The sequence below is a fragment of the Exiguobacterium sp. s192 genome, assembly GCF_018618795.1.
Lineage (GTDB): Bacteria > Bacillota > Bacilli > Exiguobacteriales > Exiguobacteriaceae > Exiguobacterium_A > Exiguobacterium_A undae.
The window spans coordinates 247,561-270,604 of the sequence record NZ_JACSMS010000001.1 but is presented as its reverse complement, the minus strand read 5'-3'; the positions used below and the strand labels follow the sequence as shown (position 1 = coordinate 270,604).

At 46.8% G+C, this 23,044-nt stretch carries 25 protein-coding genes; 5 read left to right on the top strand and 20 right to left on the bottom strand.

The annotated features are described in order from the left end of the window. Positions 1-11: 11 nt before the first annotated feature. Both KNP87_RS01305 and KNP87_RS01300 read right to left on the bottom strand, forming a co-directional pair. Complete coding sequence (locus KNP87_RS01305; RefSeq protein WP_214720605.1) at positions 12-269, bottom strand: YlbG family protein; 258 nt, start codon at positions 267-269, stop codon at positions 12-14. Between the two features lie 26 nt (positions 270-295). Further along, positions 296-736 (bottom strand): YlbF/YmcA family competence regulator, encoded by a 441-nt coding sequence (locus KNP87_RS01300; protein ID WP_026832542.1) that lies wholly within the window; start codon positions 734-736, stop codon positions 296-298. Between the two features lie 101 nt (positions 737-837). On the opposite strand from KNP87_RS01300, the gene KNP87_RS01295 reads away from it, so the two are divergent. Together KNP87_RS01295 and KNP87_RS01290 are read left to right on the top strand one after the other, a co-directional pair. After that, the gene (locus KNP87_RS01295) at positions 838-1,605 is read left to right on the top strand and encodes an ATP-grasp domain-containing protein (protein ID WP_235183949.1); all 768 of its coding nucleotides are present in this window, start codon (positions 838-840) and stop codon (positions 1,603-1,605) included. Between the two features lie 110 nt (positions 1,606-1,715). Continuing rightward, entirely contained in the window at positions 1,716-2,066 is a 351-nt protein-coding gene (locus tag KNP87_RS01290; RefSeq protein ID WP_026832540.1) for a YugN family protein, read from the top strand. Positions 2,067-2,176: 110 nt separating this feature from the next. On the opposite strand, the gene KNP87_RS01285 is transcribed toward KNP87_RS01290, so the two are convergent. The 9 genes from KNP87_RS01285 to cyoE all read right to left on the bottom strand — a co-directional run bounded on the left by KNP87_RS01285 (position 2,177) and on the right by cyoE (position 9,467). Further along, complete coding sequence (locus tag KNP87_RS01285; protein ID WP_119923221.1) at positions 2,177-2,434, bottom strand: hypothetical protein; 258 nt, start codon at positions 2,432-2,434, stop codon at positions 2,177-2,179. A gap of 5 nt (positions 2,435-2,439) precedes the next feature. Further along, on the bottom strand, positions 2,440-3,045 hold the full coding sequence (locus KNP87_RS01280) for an SCO family protein (protein ID WP_214720604.1): 606 nt from the start codon (positions 3,043-3,045) through the stop codon (positions 2,440-2,442). Between the two features lie 12 nt (positions 3,046-3,057). Then, positions 3,058-3,519 carry a DUF420 domain-containing protein gene (locus KNP87_RS01275; protein WP_119923222.1) on the bottom strand — a complete coding sequence of 154 codons (462 nt, stop codon included), beginning with the start codon at positions 3,517-3,519 and terminating at the stop codon, positions 3,058-3,060. An 18-nt stretch (positions 3,520-3,537) separates the two neighbouring features. Continuing rightward, positions 3,538-4,443: a cytochrome c oxidase assembly factor CtaG gene (gene ctaG, locus KNP87_RS01270; RefSeq protein ID WP_035387593.1), complete on the bottom strand. Its 906-nt coding sequence runs from the start codon at positions 4,441-4,443 to the stop codon at positions 3,538-3,540. Between the two features lie 131 nt (positions 4,444-4,574). Further along, positions 4,575-4,904, bottom strand: coding sequence for a cytochrome C oxidase subunit IV family protein (locus KNP87_RS01265; protein ID WP_026832535.1), 330 nt, complete (start codon positions 4,902-4,904; stop codon positions 4,575-4,577). A gap of 1 nt (position 4,905) precedes the next feature. Then, positions 4,906-5,535, bottom strand: a complete 630-nt coding sequence (locus KNP87_RS01260; RefSeq protein ID WP_035387592.1) for a cytochrome (ubi)quinol oxidase subunit III — start codon at positions 5,533-5,535, stop codon at positions 4,906-4,908. A gap of 1 nt (position 5,536) precedes the next feature. Then, positions 5,537-7,405 (bottom strand): cytochrome c oxidase subunit I, encoded by a 1,869-nt coding sequence (gene ctaD, locus KNP87_RS01255; RefSeq protein WP_026832533.1) that lies wholly within the window; start codon positions 7,403-7,405, stop codon positions 5,537-5,539. Positions 7,406-7,439: 34 nt separating this feature from the next. Beyond that, positions 7,440-8,471 carry a cytochrome c oxidase subunit II gene (gene coxB, locus KNP87_RS01250; protein ID WP_119923381.1) on the bottom strand — a complete coding sequence of 344 codons (1,032 nt, stop codon included), beginning with the start codon at positions 8,469-8,471 and terminating at the stop codon, positions 7,440-7,442. A gap of 63 nt (positions 8,472-8,534) precedes the next feature. Further along, the gene (gene cyoE / locus KNP87_RS01245) at positions 8,535-9,467 is read right to left on the bottom strand and encodes a heme o synthase (protein WP_026832531.1); all 933 of its coding nucleotides are present in this window, start codon (positions 9,465-9,467) and stop codon (positions 8,535-8,537) included. Between the two features lie 324 nt (positions 9,468-9,791). On the opposite strand from cyoE, the gene KNP87_RS01240 reads away from it, so the two are divergent. Continuing rightward, positions 9,792-10,685 (top strand): COX15/CtaA family protein, encoded by an 894-nt coding sequence (locus KNP87_RS01240; RefSeq protein WP_026832530.1) that lies wholly within the window; start codon positions 9,792-9,794, stop codon positions 10,683-10,685. A gap of 105 nt (positions 10,686-10,790) precedes the next feature. On the opposite strand, the gene KNP87_RS01235 is transcribed toward KNP87_RS01240, so the two are convergent. The 4 genes from KNP87_RS01235 to KNP87_RS01220 form a co-directional block, all read right to left on the bottom strand. Beyond that, entirely contained in the window at positions 10,791-12,149 is a 1,359-nt protein-coding gene (locus KNP87_RS01235; protein ID WP_214720603.1) for a cryptochrome/photolyase family protein, read from the bottom strand. Between the two features lie 104 nt (positions 12,150-12,253). Then, positions 12,254-15,688, bottom strand: a complete 3,435-nt coding sequence (locus tag KNP87_RS01230) for a pyruvate carboxylase (protein ID WP_214720602.1) — start codon at positions 15,686-15,688, stop codon at positions 12,254-12,256. Then, positions 15,681-16,952 (bottom strand): FtsW/RodA/SpoVE family cell cycle protein, encoded by a 1,272-nt coding sequence (locus KNP87_RS01225; RefSeq protein WP_214720601.1) that lies wholly within the window; start codon positions 16,950-16,952, stop codon positions 15,681-15,683. Before KNP87_RS01225 ends, KNP87_RS01230 begins: the two co-directional genes overlap by 8 nt. Positions 16,953-17,022: 70 nt before the next feature. Further along, positions 17,023-17,301: an Fpa/YlaN family protein gene (locus tag KNP87_RS01220; RefSeq protein WP_014970798.1), complete on the bottom strand. Its 279-nt coding sequence runs from the start codon at positions 17,299-17,301 to the stop codon at positions 17,023-17,025. 122 nt (positions 17,302-17,423) lie between these two features. Here KNP87_RS01220 and KNP87_RS01215 point away from each other — a divergent pair, with 122 nt between their 5' ends. After that, on the top strand, positions 17,424-17,885 hold the full coding sequence (locus tag KNP87_RS01215; protein ID WP_026832526.1) for a hypothetical protein: 462 nt from the start codon (positions 17,424-17,426) through the stop codon (positions 17,883-17,885). Between the two features lie 71 nt (positions 17,886-17,956). On the opposite strand, the gene tnpB is transcribed toward KNP87_RS01215, so the two are convergent. From tnpB to KNP87_RS01200, 3 genes are all read right to left on the bottom strand, one after another. After that, positions 17,957-19,129, bottom strand: coding sequence for an IS200/IS605 family element RNA-guided endonuclease TnpB (gene tnpB / locus KNP87_RS01210; protein WP_214721023.1), 1,173 nt, complete (start codon positions 19,127-19,129; stop codon positions 17,957-17,959). A gap of 182 nt (positions 19,130-19,311) precedes the next feature. Next, positions 19,312-20,628, bottom strand: coding sequence for a PhoH family protein (locus tag KNP87_RS01205; RefSeq protein WP_214720600.1), 1,317 nt, complete (start codon positions 20,626-20,628; stop codon positions 19,312-19,314). A gap of 39 nt (positions 20,629-20,667) precedes the next feature. Next, on the bottom strand, positions 20,668-21,120 hold the full coding sequence (locus KNP87_RS01200) for a PNPOx family protein (RefSeq protein WP_028105970.1): 453 nt from the start codon (positions 21,118-21,120) through the stop codon (positions 20,668-20,670). A 116-nt stretch (positions 21,121-21,236) separates the two neighbouring features. On the opposite strand from KNP87_RS01200, the gene KNP87_RS01195 reads away from it, so the two are divergent. Then, positions 21,237-21,440 (top strand): YlaI family protein, encoded by a 204-nt coding sequence (locus KNP87_RS01195; protein ID WP_026832522.1) that lies wholly within the window; start codon positions 21,237-21,239, stop codon positions 21,438-21,440. A 26-nt stretch (positions 21,441-21,466) separates the two neighbouring features. On the opposite strand, the gene KNP87_RS01190 is transcribed toward KNP87_RS01195, so the two are convergent. Both KNP87_RS01190 and KNP87_RS01185 read right to left on the bottom strand, forming a co-directional pair. After that, positions 21,467-22,528 carry a PQQ-dependent sugar dehydrogenase gene (locus tag KNP87_RS01190; protein ID WP_214720599.1) on the bottom strand — a complete coding sequence of 354 codons (1,062 nt, stop codon included), beginning with the start codon at positions 22,526-22,528 and terminating at the stop codon, positions 21,467-21,469. Between the two features lie 136 nt (positions 22,529-22,664). After that, complete coding sequence (locus tag KNP87_RS01185) at positions 22,665-23,018, bottom strand: YlaH-like family protein (protein WP_214720598.1); 354 nt, start codon at positions 23,016-23,018, stop codon at positions 22,665-22,667. Positions 23,019-23,044: the final 26 nt, after the last annotated feature.

Here is a 23,044-nt window from a genome sequence, read left to right as displayed (position 1 = left end):
CGCTCCACCAGTTAAACTTCTTCCTGCATCTTACCTTTTTTATTGGCGTATGTCTCGATGATGAACGGTCGCTCCGAACGCAACACGTTCTCGACGAACGGCAAGGCCGTAATCCGTTCAATTACTTGTTCGTGTTGATCAAGATCAACATATAAGAAAACGTACCGTTCACGTTTTGAAGTGAAATAGACATTCCCGAAACGGCGTAACTGACGCGACGCCTTCAACGCATTGACATAGACGATGAGTCCAATCCGATCCTTGATCACAACACCGTTCCTCCCTTTTTCAGCGATTAGCCGCTACAGCTGCAACTTCCACCTGTCGAACATCCGCCCGCACATCCTTGATCGAAAAATGGATTGCCTGTCGGGACTTTGATTTGGGGCGAGACTTGCCCAGCAAGGACGAGGCTCACTTGTCCAAGTAAGGTTTCGAGTTGCTTCTCTGCTTTTTTGAACACGGCGACCTCCTCTTGCAGATCAAGCGCGCGTTTGATTTCGTGCACCTTTTTCGTGATCGTTTGGTAGTCCGGATGATACCGGCCAAACCGTTGGACCAATTCATATTCTTCTTTGATCCGGTTAAAGTCACGAATCACGTCCTGCGCCTGCCTTGAGTTCGCACGCGCTTGTTTCGCTAATCTATATGCTTGACCTGTTTCGCTTTGCGAGAGAGAGTGTGCAAGGTCTTCCGCTGCGTTGATGAGGTCTATCGTTTTATCTGAATATATCACAACGAATCTCCTCCTTGACTTAACCATCATATCATAACATTTATCTCGCTCCTAGCACGCTGAATTGTGTATAATTTGTTCAGAAGGAAGGAATGAATTGTATGCAATTTTTATCATTTAACATGTTCCGCACGATCGGGATTAAAACCGAACATGCGAAGTCCGATTATCATTTTGATTCACTCGGCAAAATCGCTCAAGCTGACGTGATTTTGTTCCCGGAATATTGGCAGATCCATTCCATCATCTACGGGATGAAGAAACCAATCTTCCCTTCGGCGGCCACATTCCATCTTGGGCACGATAAGATTGAAATGACCCGTATCTTCCAGACCGTCATTCCCGAGAATATTCCGCGAACCGGCATCTATGGAAAAAACGAGTTTACGGTCACACGGGTGCTGGAGGAGTTTTCGTTCCCCTTCGTCGCGAAGACGGTCCGCAGTTCGATGGGACAAGGTGTCCACCTGATTAAGGATCAAGCCGATTGGGACAAGTATGTCGCGTCGCATGAGACGTTTTATATTCAAGAATACATCCCGAATGAGAAGGATCTCCGCGTTGTCGTCATCGGCGACAAGGTTCTTGCTGCTTACTGGCGTGTCGGAGGCGCCCAATTTTTGAACAATGTCGCCCAAGGCGGTGTCCTTGATTTCGAGAACATTCCACAGGAGGCACTTGATTTCGTTTTGGCATTGGCGAAACGACTCGACATCGACCACGCTGGATTTGACCTGATCTTCCGGGACGATCACATTTATGTCCTCGAATTTAATGTGTTTTTTGGCGGAGAAGGTTTAAATCATCTCGGAATTCATGCGCCCGATACGATTCTCGAATATGTCGAACGGAAATACGGAAGTTCATGAATTCTTCAAATTGACTTCACAACTTTTTCTTTATCCGTTCATTCATTATGGTATGATAGCTTGGAAAGACTAGTGTACACTAGCAAACTGGGGTATAGGGGGATTCACACATGAAGTTTGAAAAGTTCGGAATCGAAGGCAAGGAAATTAAGTTCGGGTTACTCGAAACGATCATGGATCATCATCGTTTTGTTCGGGAAGGACAATGGGATTATGAACGTGCCATGTATGACATGAAATACGAAAAACAATCTACGGGAGAAGTCTTTTATCTTCGCGTTCCGGTTTACGCGATTCAAGGTGAACTCGAAGACCGTCACGCTGTCGTTCGGATGCTGACGCCTCTTCTCGGAAAACATTATTACCCGCACGGTGTCGAGTACGATGAGGAGTTCCCTCCGGAAATCGTCAAAGACTGCGAACGTCGTTTGACGGCACTACTCGAAACACTCGAAAAATAAGTTATCTTGCCAAAGTCCGCCTCCCAGTGGACTTTGGTTTTTTTTATAGACATGAATGTAAAAAAGAGACGAGGGGGGACGGTTTTAGCATCCGTCCCCCTCGTCCCTTTTCATTTCGCAATCAACTGGAGATAATCCAAGACATCTTCGCCGAGCTGTAAGTTCACCTGTTCCCGTAAGTGATGGTATAACGCAGGAAGCTGTGCCGGTGCGACGCTGACCTTCATGCTGAATGAGATGGTATCTTGCGACAATCGTTTGATCCGGATGACGGATCCTCCAAAATCAACGACCGTACATAATAACAACTCTTCAATCGCTTGAACCGCTACCGTTACCTCACCTTGTACGTCATAGTGTTCAACCATCGTCTTCACTCCTTCGCAAGTTGTTTGACCGATGTCATAACTTCCTCTAAGTCGACCGGTTCATCCGGCGTCTTCGCCATCGATGAAATCGCCCGGACTTTGTTGTCTCGATCAAGAATGAACATTTGTGTTCCGTGCGTCACTAAGCCGCTTTCCGCTTTAGAGTAATAAAAATTCAACTGACGGGTCAGACGGTCAATGACGACGCCATCTCCTGTCAACACCTTCCACCCTTCCGCATTGGCTTCAAAGTTGGACGCATATTTTTTTAAGACTTTTGGTGTGTCGACTTTCGGGTCAACGGTCACGGCGACAAGTTCGACGTCCGAGCCGTACAACTCTTCCGCCCGTAACTGTTTCTCTAACTTCCGGTAGTCATTTAGTGTCAGGGGACAGATGTCCGGACAGTTGGAGTAGAAGAAGGTTAAGACCTTCACCTTTCCGTCTTCGGAATTAAACTGTTTCCCATCCACCGCATTCGTCAATTCAAATGGAGTCGGTTCTGCGATGACAGGTAATTTTTCTTTCATGAAAAAGTAATAGTAGCCACCGGCTGCCGCAATGAGAATCAAGACAGCTGCTGCAACCGTCAAATAACTGTTTTTCTTCAAGTCATGACCTCCTTAGTGGTTCCAGATTGCCCGAAACACGTTTGTCGTCTCTCCCGGCTCATACACCACATAGAGGAGGCAGTAGACGATGACTCCTGTAATCGCGGTCAAGAACCAGATGACAGAAGCTTTGGGACCGATTTTACGATGACGCGTGAAGTTTTTCTTGTACGCATAAAAGAGAGCCATCAATCCAAGCACGCCACCCGATGTCGCTAAAATGATGTGGAAGATTAAAAATCCTGTGTAATACGGTTTAATCGTGTCCGGTCCGCCAAAGGCGGTGTTCCCTAACAAGATTGTCCGTAACGCATACATGATGAAAAATAACAGTGCTAAAGCAGCAGCAATCGTCATGACGAATTGGTGTGCTTTCATGTTCCGACGCGTCTGAGCAATCAAGAACCATCCAATCGCTACGAAAATCGCGCTGATGACGATCAACGTGACACAAATCAACGGCAAATAACTCATGTTCCAACTTCCCCCAATTTAATCCGCTTTTGGCGAGAAGGACATACCTTCATCGACAGCAGTACTTTTAGAACGTCTCACCCATGTGAAGAACGTAAGTCCAAAGAACAATCCGTATACCAGCTCTTGACCAAGCTTCATCAATACGCCACCAAAACGTTGGTCTTCCAGCAGGTCTTTTGTTGTTCCGAACAAACGCTCCATATCAAGTCCACTTACATCATTGTTTGGCATACAATACGCAAGAACTTTTGCGAACGTCGCCGGATCTTGATAGGCTTCATATTGAAAACTTTGACTAAAGATCATGAAGGCACAGGCTGGTGTCAACAAGACGCCATTGGCGACGATATAGACCATCTTCTTCAAATCCGATAAACTGTCTTCCTCGTTCACCGGTGCGATGATCGGATACCACATCGTCATGCTGAGGAAAATCAATGCCCCGTGGAAAATCCGGTGCACCGTGTAATTCGTCAGGACATAATCAAAAATGAAAGGCATATGGTAAAACGTAAACAGTGAATTAAATACGACCAATGCAATCAATGGCAAGATAAAGAACCGTAATACTCGTCCAAGATAAGGGACTTCAAACAAGCGTTTGAATACCCATCCAGGAATCGCCAGCATCAACAGTGGCGGTGCCACCATATAGACGAATACCATCTGCAACATATGCGCTGAGAACGTAATATGCGCCATTACATCGAGCGGACTACCAAAACCAATGTAATATACTACCAAAGCAGCCAACATGGAAAATTTCTGACCAAGCGTTGTCTCCGCCTCATCCGGTCGACGAATTTTTTCCGTCACGACTGCATAAAAAATATAGATTCCAATCAACAGTAAAGCATAATACGGACTCCACAAAACCGTCCAGTCAAATTGTGATAAAGATCCCCTTAAGTTGCCTAACACATTTCTCACCCCGTTCCTTTTTCCTACAGATTAAGATTACCGTTCCCCTATTTCATTGTAAAGGTTTCTCATAAAACGATTCTAAAATAAAAGACCATCCTGCTAAACGTTAGCAGAATGGTCACAATTTATTACCAGATTAAAAGACGGAGTGTCGCGACAATCGTCAAGGCGACGAAGATCCCAAGTGCCATCATGACTTTAATCCATGTGTTCCCTTTATTGTTCATATGCATGAACATATAAAGTTGAAGATAGACTTGCACGATCGCCATGATGATCAAGAACCCACCGGCTGCCCAGTGAGGCATGAGTTCTGCCATGACCGCACCAAAGGCGATCAACGTCAGGAAGATCATCAAGGCAAAGCTTGTGAGTTGAAGTTGCATCTCGCGGCTGCGGTCTGCTTTCATCTCGAGCTCCATTTGATTACGTGTCAGTTGCGGTTCGTGTTTTTCCATCTTATTTCACCATCCCCATGAGGTAGACGACTGAGAAGATAAAGACCCAGACGACGTCAATGAAGTGCCAGTAAAGACTTGAAACATAATACTTTGGTGCGTTCACGACTGTGATACCGCGGTTCCAGTTACGGACGAGTAATGTCGTGATCCAGAGAAGACCAAACAAGACGTGTGCCCCGTGGAATCCGACAAGTGTGTAGAATGCTGATCCAAAGGCACTTGACGTAAACGTATGACCGATGTGGTAGTAATGATTAAACTCATAAATCTCACCCGCTAAGAACGCTAATCCAAGAACAAGTGTGATGATCAACCACATTTTCATCTTCTTCACATCATTACGTTTCATCGCCATCATCGCAAGGACACTTGTCAGTGAACTTGTGAGAAGGAGCATTGTCATGATGAAGACAAGACCCATTTCAAAAATATCGTAACTGCGTAATCCTTCTTTCGCACCCGAGTTATGCAACCCGATGTACGTCCCGAACAGAGAGGCAAACAATGTTGTCTCTCCACCAAGGAAGAACCAGAAGGCTACATATTTATTCTTACCCTCAAGTGTTGCTTTTTCAACATGATCCGGAATACCCGTGATCGGGTTATTTGGAACTGAATGATGTCCCATCTTACTTCGCCTCCTTTTCAGCTTCAAGGCGTAGATCTTCTTCGATGACGGATTTTGGAATGTAGTATCCTTCATCGTCAATCCATGAACGGAGGAACATCGCAACGAGTGTCGTAGCGAGACCGATCAACGCAACGACGAGACCGACTGTTCCGTAGTCCAGGCGAAGAATAAATCCGAGACCTGCGAGGAATAGACCGACTGACATGACGAACGGCAGAATCGTGTTATTTGGCATGTGGATATCGCCAACTTCTTCCGAAACGGAAACGGTTTTGTTTCCTGCCATTTTTTCGAGCCAGTATGTGTCAAGTCCTTTGACAAGTGGTGTTTGTGCAAAGTTATATTCTGGTGTTGGGACAGGAAGCGTCCACTCAAGTGTCCGTCCATCTCCCCAAACGTCACGTTTGACGTACTCTTTTGACATCAATGCCGCTGCAATCGAAACAACCAATACGATTGTCGAGACACCCATGAAGCCTGCCCCGATTGACGACAGCAAGTTCATTGTTTCCCAGCCTTGGTTTGGCAAGTACGTGAAGACACGACGTGGCATTCCTGTCAGACCGAGAATGTGTTGCGGGAAGAACGTCAAGTGGAAGCCGATGAAGAACAACCAGAATTGAATTTTACCCCAGAATTCGTTCAGCTGTTTCCCGAACATGAGCGGGAACCAGTAGTAAAGACCAGCGAAGAGACCAAAGACAACCCCACCGACGATAACGTAGTGGAAGTGGGCAACTACGAAATAACTGTCATGGTACTGATAATCGGCTGGTGCAACAGAAAGCATGACACCGGTCATACCACCAACGAGGAACGATGGAATGAAGGCAACCGAATACAACATCGCAACTGGGAACGTCAGTTTACCGCCCCACAGTGTAAAGAGCCAGTTGAATATCTTGACCCCGGTCGGAACGGCAATCGCCATTGTCGCAACCGCGAAGATTGCGTTCGCAACAGGACCGAGACCGACTGTGAACATGTGGTGAACCCAAACCATGAATCCTAAGAAACCGATCAACATTGTCGCAAAGACCATCGTCGTATAACCGAAGAGACGTTTACGGGCAAAAGTAGGAATGATTTCTGAGAAGATACCGAAGGCCGGTAAAATCAAGATATAAACTTCCGGGTGACCGAAAATCCAGAAAAGGTGTTCCCAGATGACGATGTTACCACCCGCTGCCGGATCAAAGAAATGAGCTCCGAACAACCGTTCAAACGTCAAGAGGAATAATCCGACCGTAAGTGGTGGGAAAGCGAAAACGATCAAGGCAGAAGCAACGAATGCTGTCCAAGTGAACAACGGCATCCGCATCAGTTTCATACCTGGAGCACGCATGTTTAAAATCGTAACGAGGAAGTTGATCCCCCCCATTAATGTACCGAAACCAGAAATCTGTAATCCAAGTGCGTAGAAGTCAACACCAAGTGATTCTGGAACCGTTGAAAGTGGTGCATACGCAGTCCATCCTGCGTTTGGTGCTGCGCCGAAGAACCATGATAGGTTCAAGAGCACTCCCCCGAAGAAGAACAACCAAAAACCAAGTGCGTTCAAAAACGGGAAGGCAACGTCGCGCGCCCCGATTTGTAATGGTACAGCTGCGTTCATGTACCCGATCAACATCGGCATCGCTGCCAGGAAGATCATCGTCGTACCGTGCATCGTGATCAACTGGTTAAATAACTCACCGCTGACGAAATCGTTCATCGGTTTAATCAGCTGAAAACGAATCATTAAGGCTTCTACGCCACCGACCAGAAGGAAAAACAATCCGGACATGATGTAGAGAACCCCGATTTTTTTATGGTCGACTGTCGTTAGCCAGTCCATGATGCCGCTTTTTTTCTTCGGCATACCCATAGTATGTGTCCCCACTATGATTCCCCCTTAAATATTATTGGAGCTTCTTGTCCAATAGATAGTCTGCCAACTCGCTTAACTCGTCATCGCTGATCTGATCCTCAGAGAAACCAGGCATTTTCGTTCCTTGTTTTTCTTTTTGTGGATCGCGAATCCATTTTTCGAGATTTTCTTTGTCATGATCAAGGTATCCTGCGATACGCTCACGATCACCAAAGTTTGTTAAGCTCGGCGCGACTTTCCCGCCGCCGTGACAACTGAGACAGTTTTGTGCATAGACTTGCTCGCCTGTTGTCCAGTTCTTTTCGTTTTTCGCATCAAGCTGTTTTGTTTCTGCTTCTTTTGCTGTTTTCATGTCTTTAAGCCATGCGTCGTACTCGTCCTGCTCAAGTGCGATGACTTTAAAGTCCATCAATGCGTGTGATGGTCCACATAACTCCGCACATTTACCGTAGTATGTACCGGCTTCTTGTGCTTGTAACCACATTTCATTCTCAAGACCTGGGTTTGTATCTGTTTTACCTGAAAGTGCAGGTACCCAGAATGAGTGAATGACGTCTTTTGATGTCAGGTTGACAGCAACTCGTTTGCCGACTGGGATGACAAGTTCTTGTCCTGTCGAAACGCCTTTATCCGGGTATTCAAATTCCCACCAGTAAAGGTTTGCCGTAACGTTGATGACTTCATTTTTCTTCGCTTCTTTTGCATCTGCTAATTCGACTGTCGTTTTGATCGTCGGTACAGCAAGGACGACTAACAAGAGGATTGGAATGACCGTCCAGATGATCTCGAGCGTATGATTCCCTTCAACTTGTTTTGGAACTGTGTTGTCTCCAGCTTTACGACGGAATTTCATAAGTACGTAAATATAGATGACTGCTACAATCGCAAGGACAAACAACATGACCCATAAGCTGAGCTTAATGATCTCAAGTTGCATTTGTGCGCCTTCCCCGCGAGGCTGTAGTGCGGACAATTCCGGGATTCCACAACCTGATAACAACAATGCCATCAAACCGATCGGAAGAAGCCGGAAGAGCATTTTTCCTGATTTTTTCACAACCATCCCCACTTTCTTTTCCCCAATTTTTTTCTTTCTTGCTGATGTTCGTGAATATGTCAAATCGTTTTAGAGAGAAACGAGTACGACCGTCACGATCCAAGCCGTGAAGTAGAAGAGCGAGAAGAAAAACATCTTCGAAGCCCACTTAATCTCAGCTTGTTCTTCCTTGATTTTGAGACCTTTCAATCCCATGTAGAGCCAGTATCCGCCAAGCACTGCCATGACAAGCATATAAATGATGCCGTAGTGCGCGAGAAGGAGTGATGATGGAACTAAAACTGCGATCCACCATACAATTTGTCGTTTCGTGATTGCAAAACCATTGACGACAGGTAACATTGGAATACCGGCAGCCCGGTACTCTTCCGTCCGTCTCATGGCGAGCGCAAGGAAGTGAGGCGGTTGCCATACGAACATGATGAGAAATAAAATCCATGCATCGATATGAAGTGTCGGAGTGACTGCCGCAAATCCAATGATCGGTGGCACTGCTCCAGATATACCACCTACGACCGTATTGATCGTATGCGTCCGCTTCAGCCACATCGTGTAGATGACGACGTAGACAAACGATCCAATCAATCCGAAAACTGCTGCGACATGGTTAACGATTAACAAAAGGATGGTACCGGTAGCCAGTATACCAAGCCCTAATGCCAATATCCGTTGCCCGTCCATCTTACCGGTCACACTCGGTCTCCCCATCGTCCGTTCCATCTTATAATCAATGTCACGGTCGATGTAGTTATTGAGGTAACAACTACCGGCAATGACCAGTCCACTTCCAAGAAGTGTCCACAATAACGTCAACTTCGTCTGCCACAAATAGAGTAGAACATCATCCGTTAAGTACGATGCTGCCACGACATAACCTGCGAAGACGGTGATGAGATTCGCACGGACGATTCCCATCTTTGCTAGGGTGACATAGTCCTTGAACGTCGGTTGATCCGATTGCTCGATCATGATGTCCAGGGTCTCCCCATTTACTTTCGCCATGTTGTTTCCTCCTTCTAACCGCCTGTGTTCTCTCTGTACGCATGGTACACGCATTTTCTTCACAGAAATAACACAGACACGCCACGAAACGTCCTTTTCTCTATAAAAGATACCACATATTCAAGGTCGTGACGTATGAAAATACTTTCGACATAATGAACAAAATGTGAAATCTATGTGATTTACCTCACAGTTCACCATATTTACCTAATATTAGAATAGCGTTCTTCTAAAAGATTGCAAGCGTTTCGATATTTTTTATGCGATACTATTGCTAGGTATTTCAAGTATCTTGTATTTTTCCAGAAAGGTGGTGTCTGCGTCTTGAATCGAAAACTTTCGATCTTTTCAGCATTCGTGACATTCACGATGATGATTGTTCTCCTCATGGGGGGGACTGTCACAAAAACCGATTCAGGTAACGGGTGCGGAACGGACTGGCCGCTCTGTCACGGTGAATTGATTCCAACCAACCCTAGTGTCGAAACGATGATTGAATATAGTCACCGTGCCGTGACAGGTGTCGTCGGATTATTGATCATCGCGCTTTGCCTATGGACACTCGTCGCATTCAAGGAGCGTCTAGATATAAAAATCTTCGCTTTCCTAGCCTTTATTTTCATGTTGATTCAATCCATCGTTGGTGCAGGAGCAGTCGTCTGGCAACAGTCCGATCTGGTCATGGCGTTGCATTTCGGAATCTCACTGATTTCCTTCGCTTCCCTTCTCATCTTAACGATATTGATCATGGAACGTCCCGGTCGAGAATTCAGGGAATCTGTCCCAGCATTCTTGCGTAAACTTCTGTACGGCTTATTGGTTTATACACTAATCGTCGTGTATACCGGCGCGTTTGTCCGCCACGTCGGTGCTACATATGCCTGTGTCGGCTGGCCGGTTTGCGAACAACCGACCATGACGTTTGAAGCCTGGGTGCAAATGATTCACCGGATACTCGCCGGACTCTTGTTTTTCTATACGTTGTTCGTTCACTTCATGGCAATCCGCCTGAAACATCGGACGACACGGACTGCTATGTGGTTTGCGACCTTCTTCATCTCTTGTCAGGTCGCGACCGGTGCCTGGATCGTCTTAGGTGGTCACGCCACTTACGTTCCGTTGTTGCACGCATTCTTGATCACGTGTTACTTCGGTGTCATTTCGTATCTCGCATATCATGCTTTCCGGACACGAAAAACAGATTCCCGATTGCATTGATCTTTTTTCAGAGTTCTAAAAAATCGCCGGCTGAATCGTCGGCCGGTATACGCAACAGGGGGCGGATTTTATAATCCGTCCCCTGTTGCCGTCTATTGATTTCTTTCATTCTTTAAAACGGGCAATCGCACGCTTCCGTGCCATGTCATGATCGACGATTGGCATGGGATAATCGTAATCTTTTCGTTGTTGTTCCGTCGGTTCATGAATCGACGTTTTCGGTAAATCCTTAATTTCCGGCAAATAGTTACGGATGAACGTTCCATCCTTATCAAACTTCTTCGACTGGGTCGTCGGATTAAAAACTCGGAAGTATGGAACGGCATCCGTTCCGACCGACGCCGCCCACTGCCAGCCTCCGATATTCGAGGCGGCCTCATAGTCGACCAGTTTTTGTTGAAAGTACCGTTCTCCTTTTTGCCAGTCGATCAGCAGGTCCTTGGTCAAAAAGGAGGCGACGATCATCCGGAGACGATTATGCATCCATCCAGTCGTATTCAGTTGCCGCATCGCGGCATCGACGATCGGATAACCGGTTTTGCCTTCCGACCAGGCTTTAAATCCTTTTTCATCCTCTTCCCACTTGATTTGCGTATACTGCTCATTGACCGGAAGACGCTTAGCTTCTGGATAATGTAACAGAATCGTATAGTAAAATTCGCGCCAAATCAGCTCCGTGATATAGGTTTGTTTCCCTTTCGAATCCTTCTCCTGGCTGACCGCCTCAAAAATCGTCCGAATCCCAATCTCTCCGGTCCGCAGATAACGTGACATTAAACTCGTGCCATCAACAGCCGGAAGATCCCGTTGCTCTTCATACGATGCCAGGCTAGTCTTCAGGAACTGCTTCAACCGCTTCTTCGCCTGTTCTTCACCGGGTTTAAAATCGATGTCCGATTCCGCCTGTTTAAAGTATTCCAGCATGAACGCATTATTTTGCCGACGCTTTTGATAACGTTCCTGCAGACGCTTGAGGTCGACCGGATACGGTTTTGGCAACTCTTTTTTGAGAAAGGCATTTTTGTATGGCGTGAAGACTTTATAATACGAGCCATCGTTTTTCTTAACGGCATGAGGGTGAAGCAAATGCCGATCGAGCAGTCGTTCTGTCTTCTTCTCACCGCGTTTTTTGATGATTGCGTCATCCCGTGTCTTGAACGGTTCCACGTATTCTGCATTAAACAGCAGAACGTCAGCCATCTCCGTCGCCTCTAAAAAGTCTGTTTCCGTCCCTTCAATAAACCGAATCGGCATACCGCTTGTCTTACATGTCTTCGCAAACTGTTCAAGCGCTTGGAAAAAATATTGTTGCCGGGCATCGTACTCCCCGATGTACTCCGGATTGATCCAAAACACGAACTCGACGTTTGCCTGCTCGTTCTCTTCGAGATAGTGCGTGGCTTGCGCCAACATATGATTGTCCTCGATTCGAAAATCACTCCGAATCCAACAAATGATGTTCATAGTCGTTCCTCCCTGAAAGTTGAAAATGAACGAAAAACAGGCAATCCGCCATGCGTTTCGCCTGTTTAACGTCATTATGATTTCTTACTTTTTTGCACTGCGTGTCAGATGAATTCAATCAATAAATCTTGACCTGCAATCGCTTCGCCTTCTTTTACATGGACGGCTCTGATTTCACCGTCTTCCGGCGCTTGAATCGTCGTTTCCATCTTCATCGCTTCCGTTACGAGTAACTGTTCGCCTTTACGGACGCGTGTTCCCGGCTCAACGAGGACTTTCAAGACGCTGCCCGGCATCGAAGCACCAATCTGTTTCGGATTCGAACGATCCGCTTTCGGACGGCTGGATGAACTTTCCTTGATGCTGATATCCTTCACTTCGACTTCACGTGGTACACCGTTCATCTCATAATAGATGACACGGACACCATGATCGTTTGGTTGACCGACTTGAATCAGCTTCAGGTATAAGGTTTTCCCGCGCTCGATCTCGACTTCGATCGTCTCACCTAAACGCATGCCGTGGAAGAATGTACTCGTATCGAGAACTGAGATATCACCGTATCGCTCGACATATGAACTGTAATCGAGGAAGACTTTTGGGTACAGGGCGTAAGCCAACGCATCGAACTCCGTCACCGGACGTTCCAGCTTTTCGAACAGTTCATGTTTGATGGCATCAAAGTTGAGCGGTTCCATCATCTTACCCGGACGTTCCGTCAACGGTTCGACGCCTTTTAAGATAGCCGCCTGAACTTGTTTCGGGAACCCGTCTGGTGGTGTGCCAAGTTCTCCCTTCATCAATTCGACGACCGAATCCGGGAAGTCCAGGTTACTTGCGCGTTCGAGTACATCGTCTTCCGTCAAGTGATGTTGAACCATGAACAGCGCCATGTCTCCGACGACTTTAGAAGACGGGGTAACTTTCACGATATCACCAAACAACATGTTGACTCGAGCATACATCGTCTTGACTTCCGACCAGCGATCCGCGAGTCCGACGGCTTTTGCCTGTTGTTGCAAGTTCGAATATTGTCCTCCCGGCATTTCATGATCATAGACCGTCGGGTTTGGCGCTAGCATATCGAGCTCAAATGCTTGATAGAGGTGTCTGACATCCTGCCAGTAATCGGAGACCTGCTCAAATTTCTGGGCCGATACGAGTGGTTGGCGTTTGTGACCACTTAAAGCATGAATCAGACTTCCACCGGCCGGCTGACTCGTCAATCCTGCCATGCTTGAAGCCGCCACATCGACGATATCGACACCGGCATCAACCGCACGGGCATACGTATAAATCCCGTTTCCGCTCGCATCATGCGTATGCAGATGGATCGGCAGATCGACTGCGTCTTTTAAGGCAGACACGAGGGCGTAAGCCGCTTCCGGTTTAAGCAATCCTGCCATATCCTTGATGGCAATGATATGTGCTCCGCTTGCCTCCAACTGTTTGGCCAGTTTCACGTAGTACGGCAAGTGATATTTCGGACGGTTCGCATCAAACAAGTCGCCTGTATAACATACGGCGGCTTCCGCGATTTTACCCGTTGGTAAGACCGCATCGATGGCAAGTTGAATCGATTCCGGATTGTTTAAACTGTCAAAGATTCGGAAAACATCGACGCCTGCTTGTGCTGATTCTTTGACGAATGCATGAATGACATTGTCCGGATAATTTTTATAGCCGACGCCATTTGCTCCCCGCAACAACATTTGAATCAAGACGTTAGGCATCTTCTCACGTAACTTCATCAAACGGACCCACGGATCTTCAGACAAGAACCGGTAGGCGACATCAAACGTTGCCCCGCCCCAAGCTTCGACCGAGAACAGTTCCGGCAGCAGTTTGGCTTCCGCTTCCGCAATCGCAACTAAGTCCTTCGTCCGCATCCGGGTCGCCAGTAAGGACTGGTGGGCATCACGGAATGTTGTATCCGTCAATTGAACGCGATCTTGTGCTTTTAGCCAGTTGATGACACCAAGCGGACCTTCTGCTTCCAGGATGGCTTTTGCTCCGTCTTGATAGTCTGCCGGCAACTCCTTCGGAATCCGTACATCCCGGGCAATCGGTTTGTCAATCTTCCCGATGCCTGGGAATCCGTTAACAGAAACTTCTCCGATGTACGTCAATAACTTCGTTCCACGGTCTTGACGTTTCGGGAAGATAAATAATTCCTTCGTATCGTCAATAAAGGACGTGTTGTAGTCCCCACTGATAAACGCATGGTGCTTCAAGACATTGCTCAAGAACGGAATGTTCGTTTTAATACCGCGGATTCGGAATTCACTTAAGTTCCGGCTCATCTTCGCAACGGCTTGATCGTATGTCAAACCGTGTGTCGAAATCTTAACGAGCAATGAATCATAATACGGTGAAATTTCTGCTCCAACATATGCGTTTCCACCGTCTAGACGGACGCCAAAACCACCCGGTGAACGGTACGCCTTGATTTTTCCTGTATCCGGCAAGAAGCCGTTTTCTGGATCTTCCGATGTAATCCGACTTTGGATGGCAAAACCAAGCATTTGAATGTCTTCTTGAGCAGGAATACCTACCAACTCACTATGTAGCGACTCACCTTCAGCTACCCGAATCTGTGTCTGGACGATATCAATTCCTGTAATCATCTCTGTAATCGTGTGCTCTACTTGAACACGTGGGTTGACTTCAATAAAATAGAACGATTCGTCTTGTGTCACCAAAAATTCGACCGTTCCCGCATTCTCATAGCCGACATGTTTCATCAATGTCACGGCAGCATCACAAATCTTCTGTCGTCCTGCATCAGACAACGTGACACAAGGTGCCACCTCGACAACTTTTTGATGACGACGTTGGACGGAACAATCCCGCTCAAACAGATGGACGATGTTTCCGTGCGCATCCCCGATGATTTGAACTTCGATGTGTTTAGGACGTTCAATCAATTTCTCTACATAAATTTCATCGGAACCAAACGCTTTTAAGGCCTCTGACTTGGCCCGTTCAATCATTTCCGGCAGTTCTTCTTCTGTCCGGACAACACGCATTCCTCGGCCGCCACCACCAAGAGAGGCTTTGACCATTAACGGATAACCGGCTTTTTCAGCAAAGGCATAGGCTTCATCAATCGATGTGATTGGACCATCCGTCCCCGGTATGACGGGGAGACCCGCTTCGATGGCTGTCGTCCGGGCACGGACCTTATCCCCGAAACTGTATAGATGTTCTTCTCGTGGTCCGATGAAGATGATTCCTTCTTCCCGACAACGTGTTGCGAGTTCAATATTTTCTGATAAAAAACCATATCCGGGATGGATCGCGTCACATCCTGCTTCTTTCGCCGTGGCGATGATCCCTTCGATGTCGAGGTAGGCTTCGATCGGCTTTTTTCCTTCGCCGATCCGATACGCCTCGTCTGCTTTATATCGGTGAAGCGATCCCATATCTTCTCGTGAATAAATTGCGACTGTCCGAATCCCAAGTTCGGTTGCCGCACGAAATACTCGAATCGCGATTTCTCCGCGGTTCGCGACAAGAATTTTTTTGATTTTAGTCAACTGATGCTCCCCCTTTAGGTAATGAACTCGTAGCACTCATGTTGCGTGCTTCCTGTACTTCCTTATGATACGCTATCCGGTGCTTGTTTTGCATCGAAATATTTGCCACGACACCAAGCATCGTACTCATGACCAACAGTGACGAGCCGCCATAACTGATGAACGGCAGGGTCACTCCGGTACCTGGAAACAGACCGGACATGGCGCTGATGTTGATACACGTCTGAATGAAAATAATCGATGAAATCCCAATCGCGACCATACTGGAATAAATCGATGCCGACTGATAGGCGATTCGTGCCCCTTGAAACATTAAGAAGAACAATAATCCAAGAACAACGAACACGCCTACAAAACCAAGTTCTTCCGAAATGATCGACATGATATAGTCGGTTTCCGGCTCCGGAAGATATCCGTACTTCTGAAAACTGTTCCCTAACCCGACACCAAATATACCGCCATGGGCAATCGAAATGACGGAGTTAATGAGTTGGTATCCTTTCCCTTCCGCGTCAAGGAACGGATTAAAGATTGCTTGAATCCGTTCCATCTGATTCGTTGAAAAATTACTCCACGCATACAGACCAATCATAGGTCCGAATACAAATGCCAACGCGATATAGCCTTTCGGTAAACCGACGGCAAACCAGATCATCACGGTGATCAGCAACAAGATGAACAATCCTCCGTCATCCGGTTGCATTCGAATGACGATCGCATACGGCGCCAATAAGACAAGCATCGGAATCAACAGCCAGTCCGCGATACTGAGTAAAAACTTTCTAAACCATGAAGACGGTGCGATTTGGCTGTGGATGAAATGGTGAACAATCCCGATGACACCGTTCATCTGGCCTTTATATTTTTGATCAAAATAATTGGCGAGCCCAATGACCAGGACAAACTTACACAGCTCGATCGGTTGGATTAAAAAAATCCCGAAATTCAACCAAGCACGCGCCCCGTTCAACGGTTCAGAAAACAACGTCGCCATCAACATCCCCCATGTAACCACATACAGCATCAGACGGAAAATCGGTCCCCGAAACACTTCATGATTGACGTGGGCCGCAAATAAAAACAGGACGATGGCCATCGCATCAAACATCAATTGTTTTTCAAAAAATGAAGTGTTGGCATAGTCGCCACCGTTCCACACGCTGGCACTATAGACCATCACCGTACTGATGGCCATCAGAACCAACATCGTAAAGAACAGGCGATAATCAAAAAACGCACGCTTTTCTTTAAACTTCGATTGCATTATGTACACGTCCTTTTTCTAGTTCTAAAAAAAAATACCCAAACGCCGCATTTCACGTTTGAGTAGAAAATCAGCACGTCTCCGCATCATGTAAATCAGATAATTGCTGTTCCAATGAGTCGAGTAGTTGTTTCCCTTCACTCGCATCAATCAGTTCGAGACGAACGGCAAAATCAATTTGACGCGACAATCCGAACATTTGTGTATCCAATACTTCCTCATAAAGAGGACATTGTGGCATCGTTAAATTCGCAAGCTGGACCTCGATCAACCGGCGGATTTTATGGGCATCCGCTTCTAGTAGCTCAAGAGCGCGCTGGCGATGAACTGTCCCGATTTCAGTTGACAATCCAATCCCTCCTCATCAAATGACGCGTTCCTGTTATAGATAAACTTTACCTTACTTTCGCCAACAATTCAACGTTTCGGTATAATGGATTTGCACGACTCATACATTTAGGGGGAATAATGATGATTTTTCCGATCACAGGCAAGGTACGTTATTCACTTACCATCGATCCAACCGTTTGGATCTTTGATGAGCGGAAGATTGAAGTCGATCAAATTGGGAAAGCGACCGACGATAACGCGCAAGAAGCGTATTATGCCAAGATGGGGGCTGCTTGGGATAAAGGGATCACCGAAGGCAGTCGGACCGATCACAATAAGCCGATGACCCGTGAAGAAAAAGATGCAGCCTTGCGGGGAACGTTTGCAATGCCGTTAGCTCCATTCATCCAAAATGCTGAAGTCTTGGACGAGGCAACGATGCTTCGGTTTGAAGGAACCGATACGGTTGAACTGGCGTTACATTGTTTGCCGGAACTGTATCTTCAGTTCTCAAAAGACGGGAAAGTTTTGACGGACGGTCCCGTTCACCTCTTATATCAGGATCAAATCGTGCGTTCCGTCGAACGCATCACGGTTTTTTGAACTACCTCCACCTACGCTTCACTTAGAGGTGAAGGATTCCTGAGTTATCCGACCTAACGGTCGAAAATTTATCAGGCTAACCCCGTCGTCCCGACGGTTGAAGAAGCTAAGATACGTTCGGCTTCTTGTTTGAGATTCAGTCCTGCGTTCACATCCCGGTCGTGATGGATGCCGCAACTCGGGCATGTCCATTCCCGTAAGCCAAGATGTTTCACGTCTTTGTGTTGATGGCCGCAACTGGAGCACAGTTGACTCGAAGCAAAGGTCTTGCCAACCTTCACGACGGTCTTCCCGTACCAGTCCGCCTTGTACTCCAGCATGCGGAAGAACTCCGACCAACTGACGTCCGAGATGGCTTTGCTCAACTTGCGATTCCTCTGCATGTTCTTCACCTGCAAGGTCTCAATCCCGATGACGTCGTGGTTTTGGACAATCTCGGTCGATACCTTGTGCAGGAAGTCAGTGCGCTTGTTGGCGATCTTCTCGTGGATACGGGCGACCTTCCGCTTTTGCTTCTGATAATTCTTAGACTCGGACAGCTTCACTTTCTTGTTCAAAGCGATGCGTTGACGACGGGAGAGCTTACGCTGTTCGCGCGCCAGTTTTTTCTCGAGTGTACGGAAGTAACGGTCGTTCTTATACATCGTGCCGTCCGACAGGATGGCAAAGTGCTTGAGTCCAACGTCGACGCCGACAGATGAACCAGTCTTCGGCGGCTCGTTGATTTCCTGCTCGACGAGTAAGGAGACGAAGTATTTGCCTGAAGCGTTGCGTCGGATCGTGGCGTTCAAGATACGGCCTGTGACCTGTTTCGAATGGGCGAAACGCACCCATTTCAGCTTCGGAAGTTTGAGCTGGTTGCATTCAATCGAGACTTCAGGAAGCTGGTTTTTACCTTGGATGTTGGTCTTGTACGACTGGACGGGATTGCGCTTGGACTTGAATCGAGGGCGTTCGTTCTGCTTCTTGAAGAAGCGGTCAAACGCATCAGCAAGATGCTTGACGCTGATCTGAACAGAGGTACTATCGACTTCCTTCAACCAGTCGAACTCCTGCTTTAACAAAGGAATTTCTTTGGAACAAGAACCGTAGGACAGTCCTTTTCCAGTGGTCTTATACGTTTCATCCCACTTCGCCAAGAAGTGGTTGAAGATGAAGCGTGAACACCCAATCGTCTTCGCGATCAGGATTTCCTGCTCTTTTGTGGGGTAGATTCTGAATTTGTAGGCCTTGTGCTTCAACACCATTTTTCACCTCCTTTAAGGAAAATATACCCGAAAGGCAGGCTGGCGATTCATCTCCCACTTTCACTTCGTTTAGAAGTGGGCGTATTCTCGCCTAATTTTGATAAAACAACAAACCGCTCTGGTTCTCCCTAAAAATAGGGAGAACCAGAGCGGTTTTTTTACAGTTAGATTTTTTATATTTAGAGAAGATCGGCTGCAAGACGTGCCAAGTTCGACCGTTCTCCTTTGACCAACTTAACGTGCCCGGTCATTTTTTCACCTTTTAAACGCTCGACGGCGTAAGACAGTCCGTTGGAATATTCATCGAGATACGGGTGGTCAATCTGTTGCGGATCGCCTACAAGAACAATTTTAGAATTTTCGCCGACCCGTGTTAAAATCGTCTTCACTTCGTGTTTCGTTAAATTCTGCGCTTCATCGATGATGATGAATTGTCCCGGCATGCTTCGCCCCCGGATATACGTCAACGCTTCCAGTTGGATCGACTTCATACCGGCCAGAATGTTCCCTAACTCGTCGCCGGAACTCGTATTAAACAGGTGTTCCAAGTTGTCATAAATCGGTTGCATCCACGGACGTAGTTTTTCTTCCATTTCTCCCGGCAAATACCCGATATCATTCCCCATCGGAACAACCGGTCGAGCGACGACAAGCTTTTTATAACGATGCTCATCTTCCACTTGTAATAAACCTGCTGCGAGCGCGAGCAACGTCTTCCCTGTCCCCGCCTTCCCGACAAGAGTCACGAGTGGTACATCGTCACGAAGCAGTAATTCGAACGCCATCCGTTGTTGAACGTTCCGAGGAATGACCCCCCAGACTTGATCGACATCGAGTGACAACGCTCGAATGATCGGCATTTCTTGATCGACGACAGCAATTGCCGAAGCTTTCGACATGTTGCTTTTTAAAATAACGAACTGATTGGGATGGACTTTTTCCGGCAACAGGTCTACCGACAATCGTTTCTCTTGATAAAACGCATCAATATACTCTTGATCCACGGTTAATTCCACAAAACCTGTATAGAGTCCCGTTAAATCCGCAATATGATCCGTCAGGTAATCTTCTGCCACTAAACCATATGCATCTGCCTTTACACGGACTAAGATATCTTTTGAAACCAAAATGACATCACGACCGCTTTGTTGTTCTTTTTGCTCCCGGTGAATCGACCAGGCCAGCTCCAAAATCTTATTATCGTTCGATTCATGGGTGAACGGTGACGCGTCGCTGATCGTATCGCCGATATCAACACGCAGAATCCCGCCGTTTCCTAAGGGAACCCCTGCATGCAAGTGTCCTGTTTCCCGCAGTTGGTCCAGAATTCGTGCCGTCTCCCGTGCGTTTCGCCCGACCTCATCCATGTTACGTTTTTTTCCGTCCAGTTCTTCTAGGACAATGGCTGGAATGACAACATCGTGTTCTTGAAATTGAAACAAGGATAACGGATCGTGTAGCATGACATTGGTATCGAGCACATATATTTTTTTCATTCCATCGTTCGCCCCTTTAGAGTCGAGTTTTGATGAATGTTAAGATTTTAAAATCGTATGAATCTGATGATCTAACCGTACCGCCGCCGCCTCATCGTATGTTTTGTGCACACGCGGTCGTTCGGATACGGCAGCCCCATAAAACAAAATATCGCGTACTTCTTTTAGTTCCCCTTCATACAACGCTACCTTTAAAGGTAAGGATTCCGTTGTTTCAAACGGCTTTACATCTGTACAAGTCAAACTGTACGTCGACTGATCCGCAAAGAAAATCAGTGTGAAGATTGGATGATCGGTTAATGTTTTCACAATCAGTGAGTCGGCTTCAATCGCAAAGCGAATCGTCGTCTCATCTTTCGCATGCACCCAACTGATGGCATGGGTGATCGGCCAACTTGTTGATTGATCATGCGTAATTAAAAAAACAAGTGGTAAATCCGTTAATGCTTCCATCTGTTTGTCACTCAGACGATGTTCCACTTTATTTGCCATGGTACCACCCCCTCTTCTGCTTATTGGATACATTCGATATCGGATCTGCGCATTCCTTTTTCGATTTGAACAATTCTTAAATATGATATACTAAGAAAAAAAGAGGAGGACCTCCCATGCGTGTAAAATGCACCATTTGTGATAAAAGAGAAACCATCGATGATTGGTCCTTCACAGCAAAACGGCTGCGGAATAAACCAGTCCGTGTCTACATATGTGACGAATGCCATGAACGGGTTACCCAGCGAACCTTGGCGCGTCAGGAAACGGGACAGTTCCATCTGTATCCGACGTGGGCGACAACTAAAAAAAGATGGTGACTACTTTGATTATCAAAGTAGTTTTTTTATGGTGTTAAACGGACGAGTACATCATCCTCGTCACCGGGATTCCCTCTACCGTCTGTATTGTTTGTAATATAATAAAGATCCTCGCCGTCGACCATCACGTCACGAATCCGACCTCGATCCGATACGACCTGTTCCACTTTTGACGTTGAGGTCTCGATTGATCGCAGACTTTGACCGACAAGTGTTCCAAAATACAATTTCCCGTCGAGTGCTGCGACACCGCTTGGCGCGACGGATTGCTCTCCGACTTCATACCAAGGTGTCACCAGTCCTTGCTGTTTTTCCGTTCCTTCGATCAACGGCCACCCGTAATTCTTCGATTCGATTCGATTGATTTCATCATGACCACTCTGTCCATGCTCCGTTGCATAAAGCGTTTGACCGACAAACACCAATCCTTGTGGATTACGGTGACCATAACTGTAGACGTATTCCCTTAAGTTCCCGTCAGCCGGACTCCCGTCTAACTTCATCCGTAAAATCTTGCCTGCTAAGGAAGACAACTTTTGGGCATTTTCCGGTACCGCTGCGTCACCTGCTGTCACATATAAAAAGTCGTCCGGTCCGATTTCGATGCGTCCGCCGTTATGAATGGACGCACCCGGAATCTCGTCGAGCAAGACACGTGTTTCTTTCCACGTATCTTCTTGTTCAACGATTTCAATGACACGGTTGTATAACGTTCCATTTTTTTCGTACGTGTGATAGACGTAAGCTGTCTGATTATCTGAGAAGTCGGGATCAAGTGCCATCCCCAGCAGACCACCCTCACCTTCAGCCACGACGTTCTCCGACAAATCAAGCTCCATCCGGACCTGTTCCTTGCTCGATCCTTTTAGAATCGTTCCTTCCCGCTCCGTGATATAAAACGTTTCCTCGTTTTTTTCAATATTCCACGGTGTCCGTAACTCTTTCAGTACAATATTACTTTCGACGGTTTTCGCTGTTTTCGGTACGGACGTCGATTGGTCTGTCGATGAATCACGTTCTTCAGATTGTGAACAGCCTGCTAAGACAATTGCAAGGCTGACTGGAATACTCCATGTATGCTTCCACATGCTTTATCACCCCTTACCGTTTTTTTCCCCAAACCGTCCTGATTACTCCTCAATTCGAACATACCGCCATTTTCCCATCGTTTTACACAAAAAAACCCGCCTTCTGATTAGAAGACGGGTCCAAGCGTATATCGACTTACGTAGCAGTCCGTTCCCGCTCACGTTTGACCATCCACATCCGGAACCGGTAGATTCCGAGAATGACGACCATCACGAGCAAGACTTCAGGAATCGGCCACGTCCAGAAGACGAGTGTTAACGCAGCTGAGAATACAGCCAACATCAGATAGACAATCAGTGATTTCCACCAGGCCAACTCTTTTGCAAAACCTAGTTTAAACACGATCAGCGTCAAGATGACGACGGTAATCATCAGCGCGTTAAAACCAGCACTTATATTATTCGGATCACTTCCTACGCCGACTAACTTGGCGACCGCAGGAATATCATATTTCGAGAAATCAGAAGCAACGGCAGGTTGTGCAGTCATTGCCAGTCCCCCTTACGTGTTAAGAG

Excerpts from the sequence above, each read along its gene's own strand:
- KNP87_RS01235 (WP_214720603.1), bottom strand. The coding sequence starts at position 12,149 with ATGAACATCATTTGTTGGATTCGGAGTGATTTTCGAATCGAGGACAAT.
- KNP87_RS01295 (WP_235183949.1), top strand. The coding sequence starts at position 838 with ATGCAATTTTTATCATTTAACATGTTCCGCACGATCGGGATTAAAACC.
- ctaD (WP_026832533.1), bottom strand. The coding sequence starts at position 7,405 with ATGGGTATGCCGAAGAAAAAAAGCGGCATCATGGACTGGCTAACGACA.
- KNP87_RS01195 (WP_026832522.1), top strand. The coding sequence starts at position 21,237 with ATGCGTGTAAAATGCACCATTTGTGATAAAAGAGAAACCATCGATGAT.
- KNP87_RS01225 (WP_214720601.1), bottom strand. The coding sequence starts at position 16,952 with ATGCAATCGAAGTTTAAAGAAAAGCGTGCGTTTTTTGATTATCGCCTG.
- cyoE (WP_026832531.1), bottom strand. The coding sequence starts at position 9,467 with ATGGCGAAAGTAAATGGGGAGACCCTGGACATCATGATCGAGCAATCG.
- KNP87_RS01185 (WP_214720598.1), bottom strand. The coding sequence starts at position 23,018 with ATGACTGCACAACCTGCCGTTGCTTCTGATTTCTCGAAATATGATATT.
- KNP87_RS01285 (WP_119923221.1), bottom strand. The coding sequence starts at position 2,434 with ATGGTTGAACACTATGACGTACAAGGTGAGGTAACGGTAGCGGTTCAA.
- KNP87_RS01215 (WP_026832526.1), top strand. The coding sequence starts at position 17,424 with ATGATTTTTCCGATCACAGGCAAGGTACGTTATTCACTTACCATCGAT.
- KNP87_RS01260 (WP_035387592.1), bottom strand. The coding sequence starts at position 5,535 with ATGGGACATCATTCAGTTCCAAATAACCCGATCACGGGTATTCCGGAT.
- KNP87_RS01290 (WP_026832540.1), top strand. The coding sequence starts at position 1,716 with ATGAAGTTTGAAAAGTTCGGAATCGAAGGCAAGGAAATTAAGTTCGGG.
- KNP87_RS01265 (WP_026832535.1), bottom strand. The coding sequence starts at position 4,904 with ATGGAAAAACACGAACCGCAACTGACACGTAATCAAATGGAGCTCGAG.
- KNP87_RS01205 (WP_214720600.1), bottom strand. The coding sequence starts at position 20,628 with ATGAAAAAAATATATGTGCTCGATACCAATGTCATGCTACACGATCCG.
- KNP87_RS01190 (WP_214720599.1), bottom strand. The coding sequence starts at position 22,528 with ATGTGGAAGCATACATGGAGTATTCCAGTCAGCCTTGCAATTGTCTTA.
- coxB (WP_119923381.1), bottom strand. The coding sequence starts at position 8,471 with ATGGTTGTGAAAAAATCAGGAAAAATGCTCTTCCGGCTTCTTCCGATC.
- KNP87_RS01200 (WP_028105970.1), bottom strand. The coding sequence starts at position 21,120 with ATGGCAAATAAAGTGGAACATCGTCTGAGTGACAAACAGATGGAAGCA.
- KNP87_RS01275 (WP_119923222.1), bottom strand. The coding sequence starts at position 3,519 with ATGAGTTATTTGCCGTTGATTTGTGTCACGTTGATCGTCATCAGCGCG.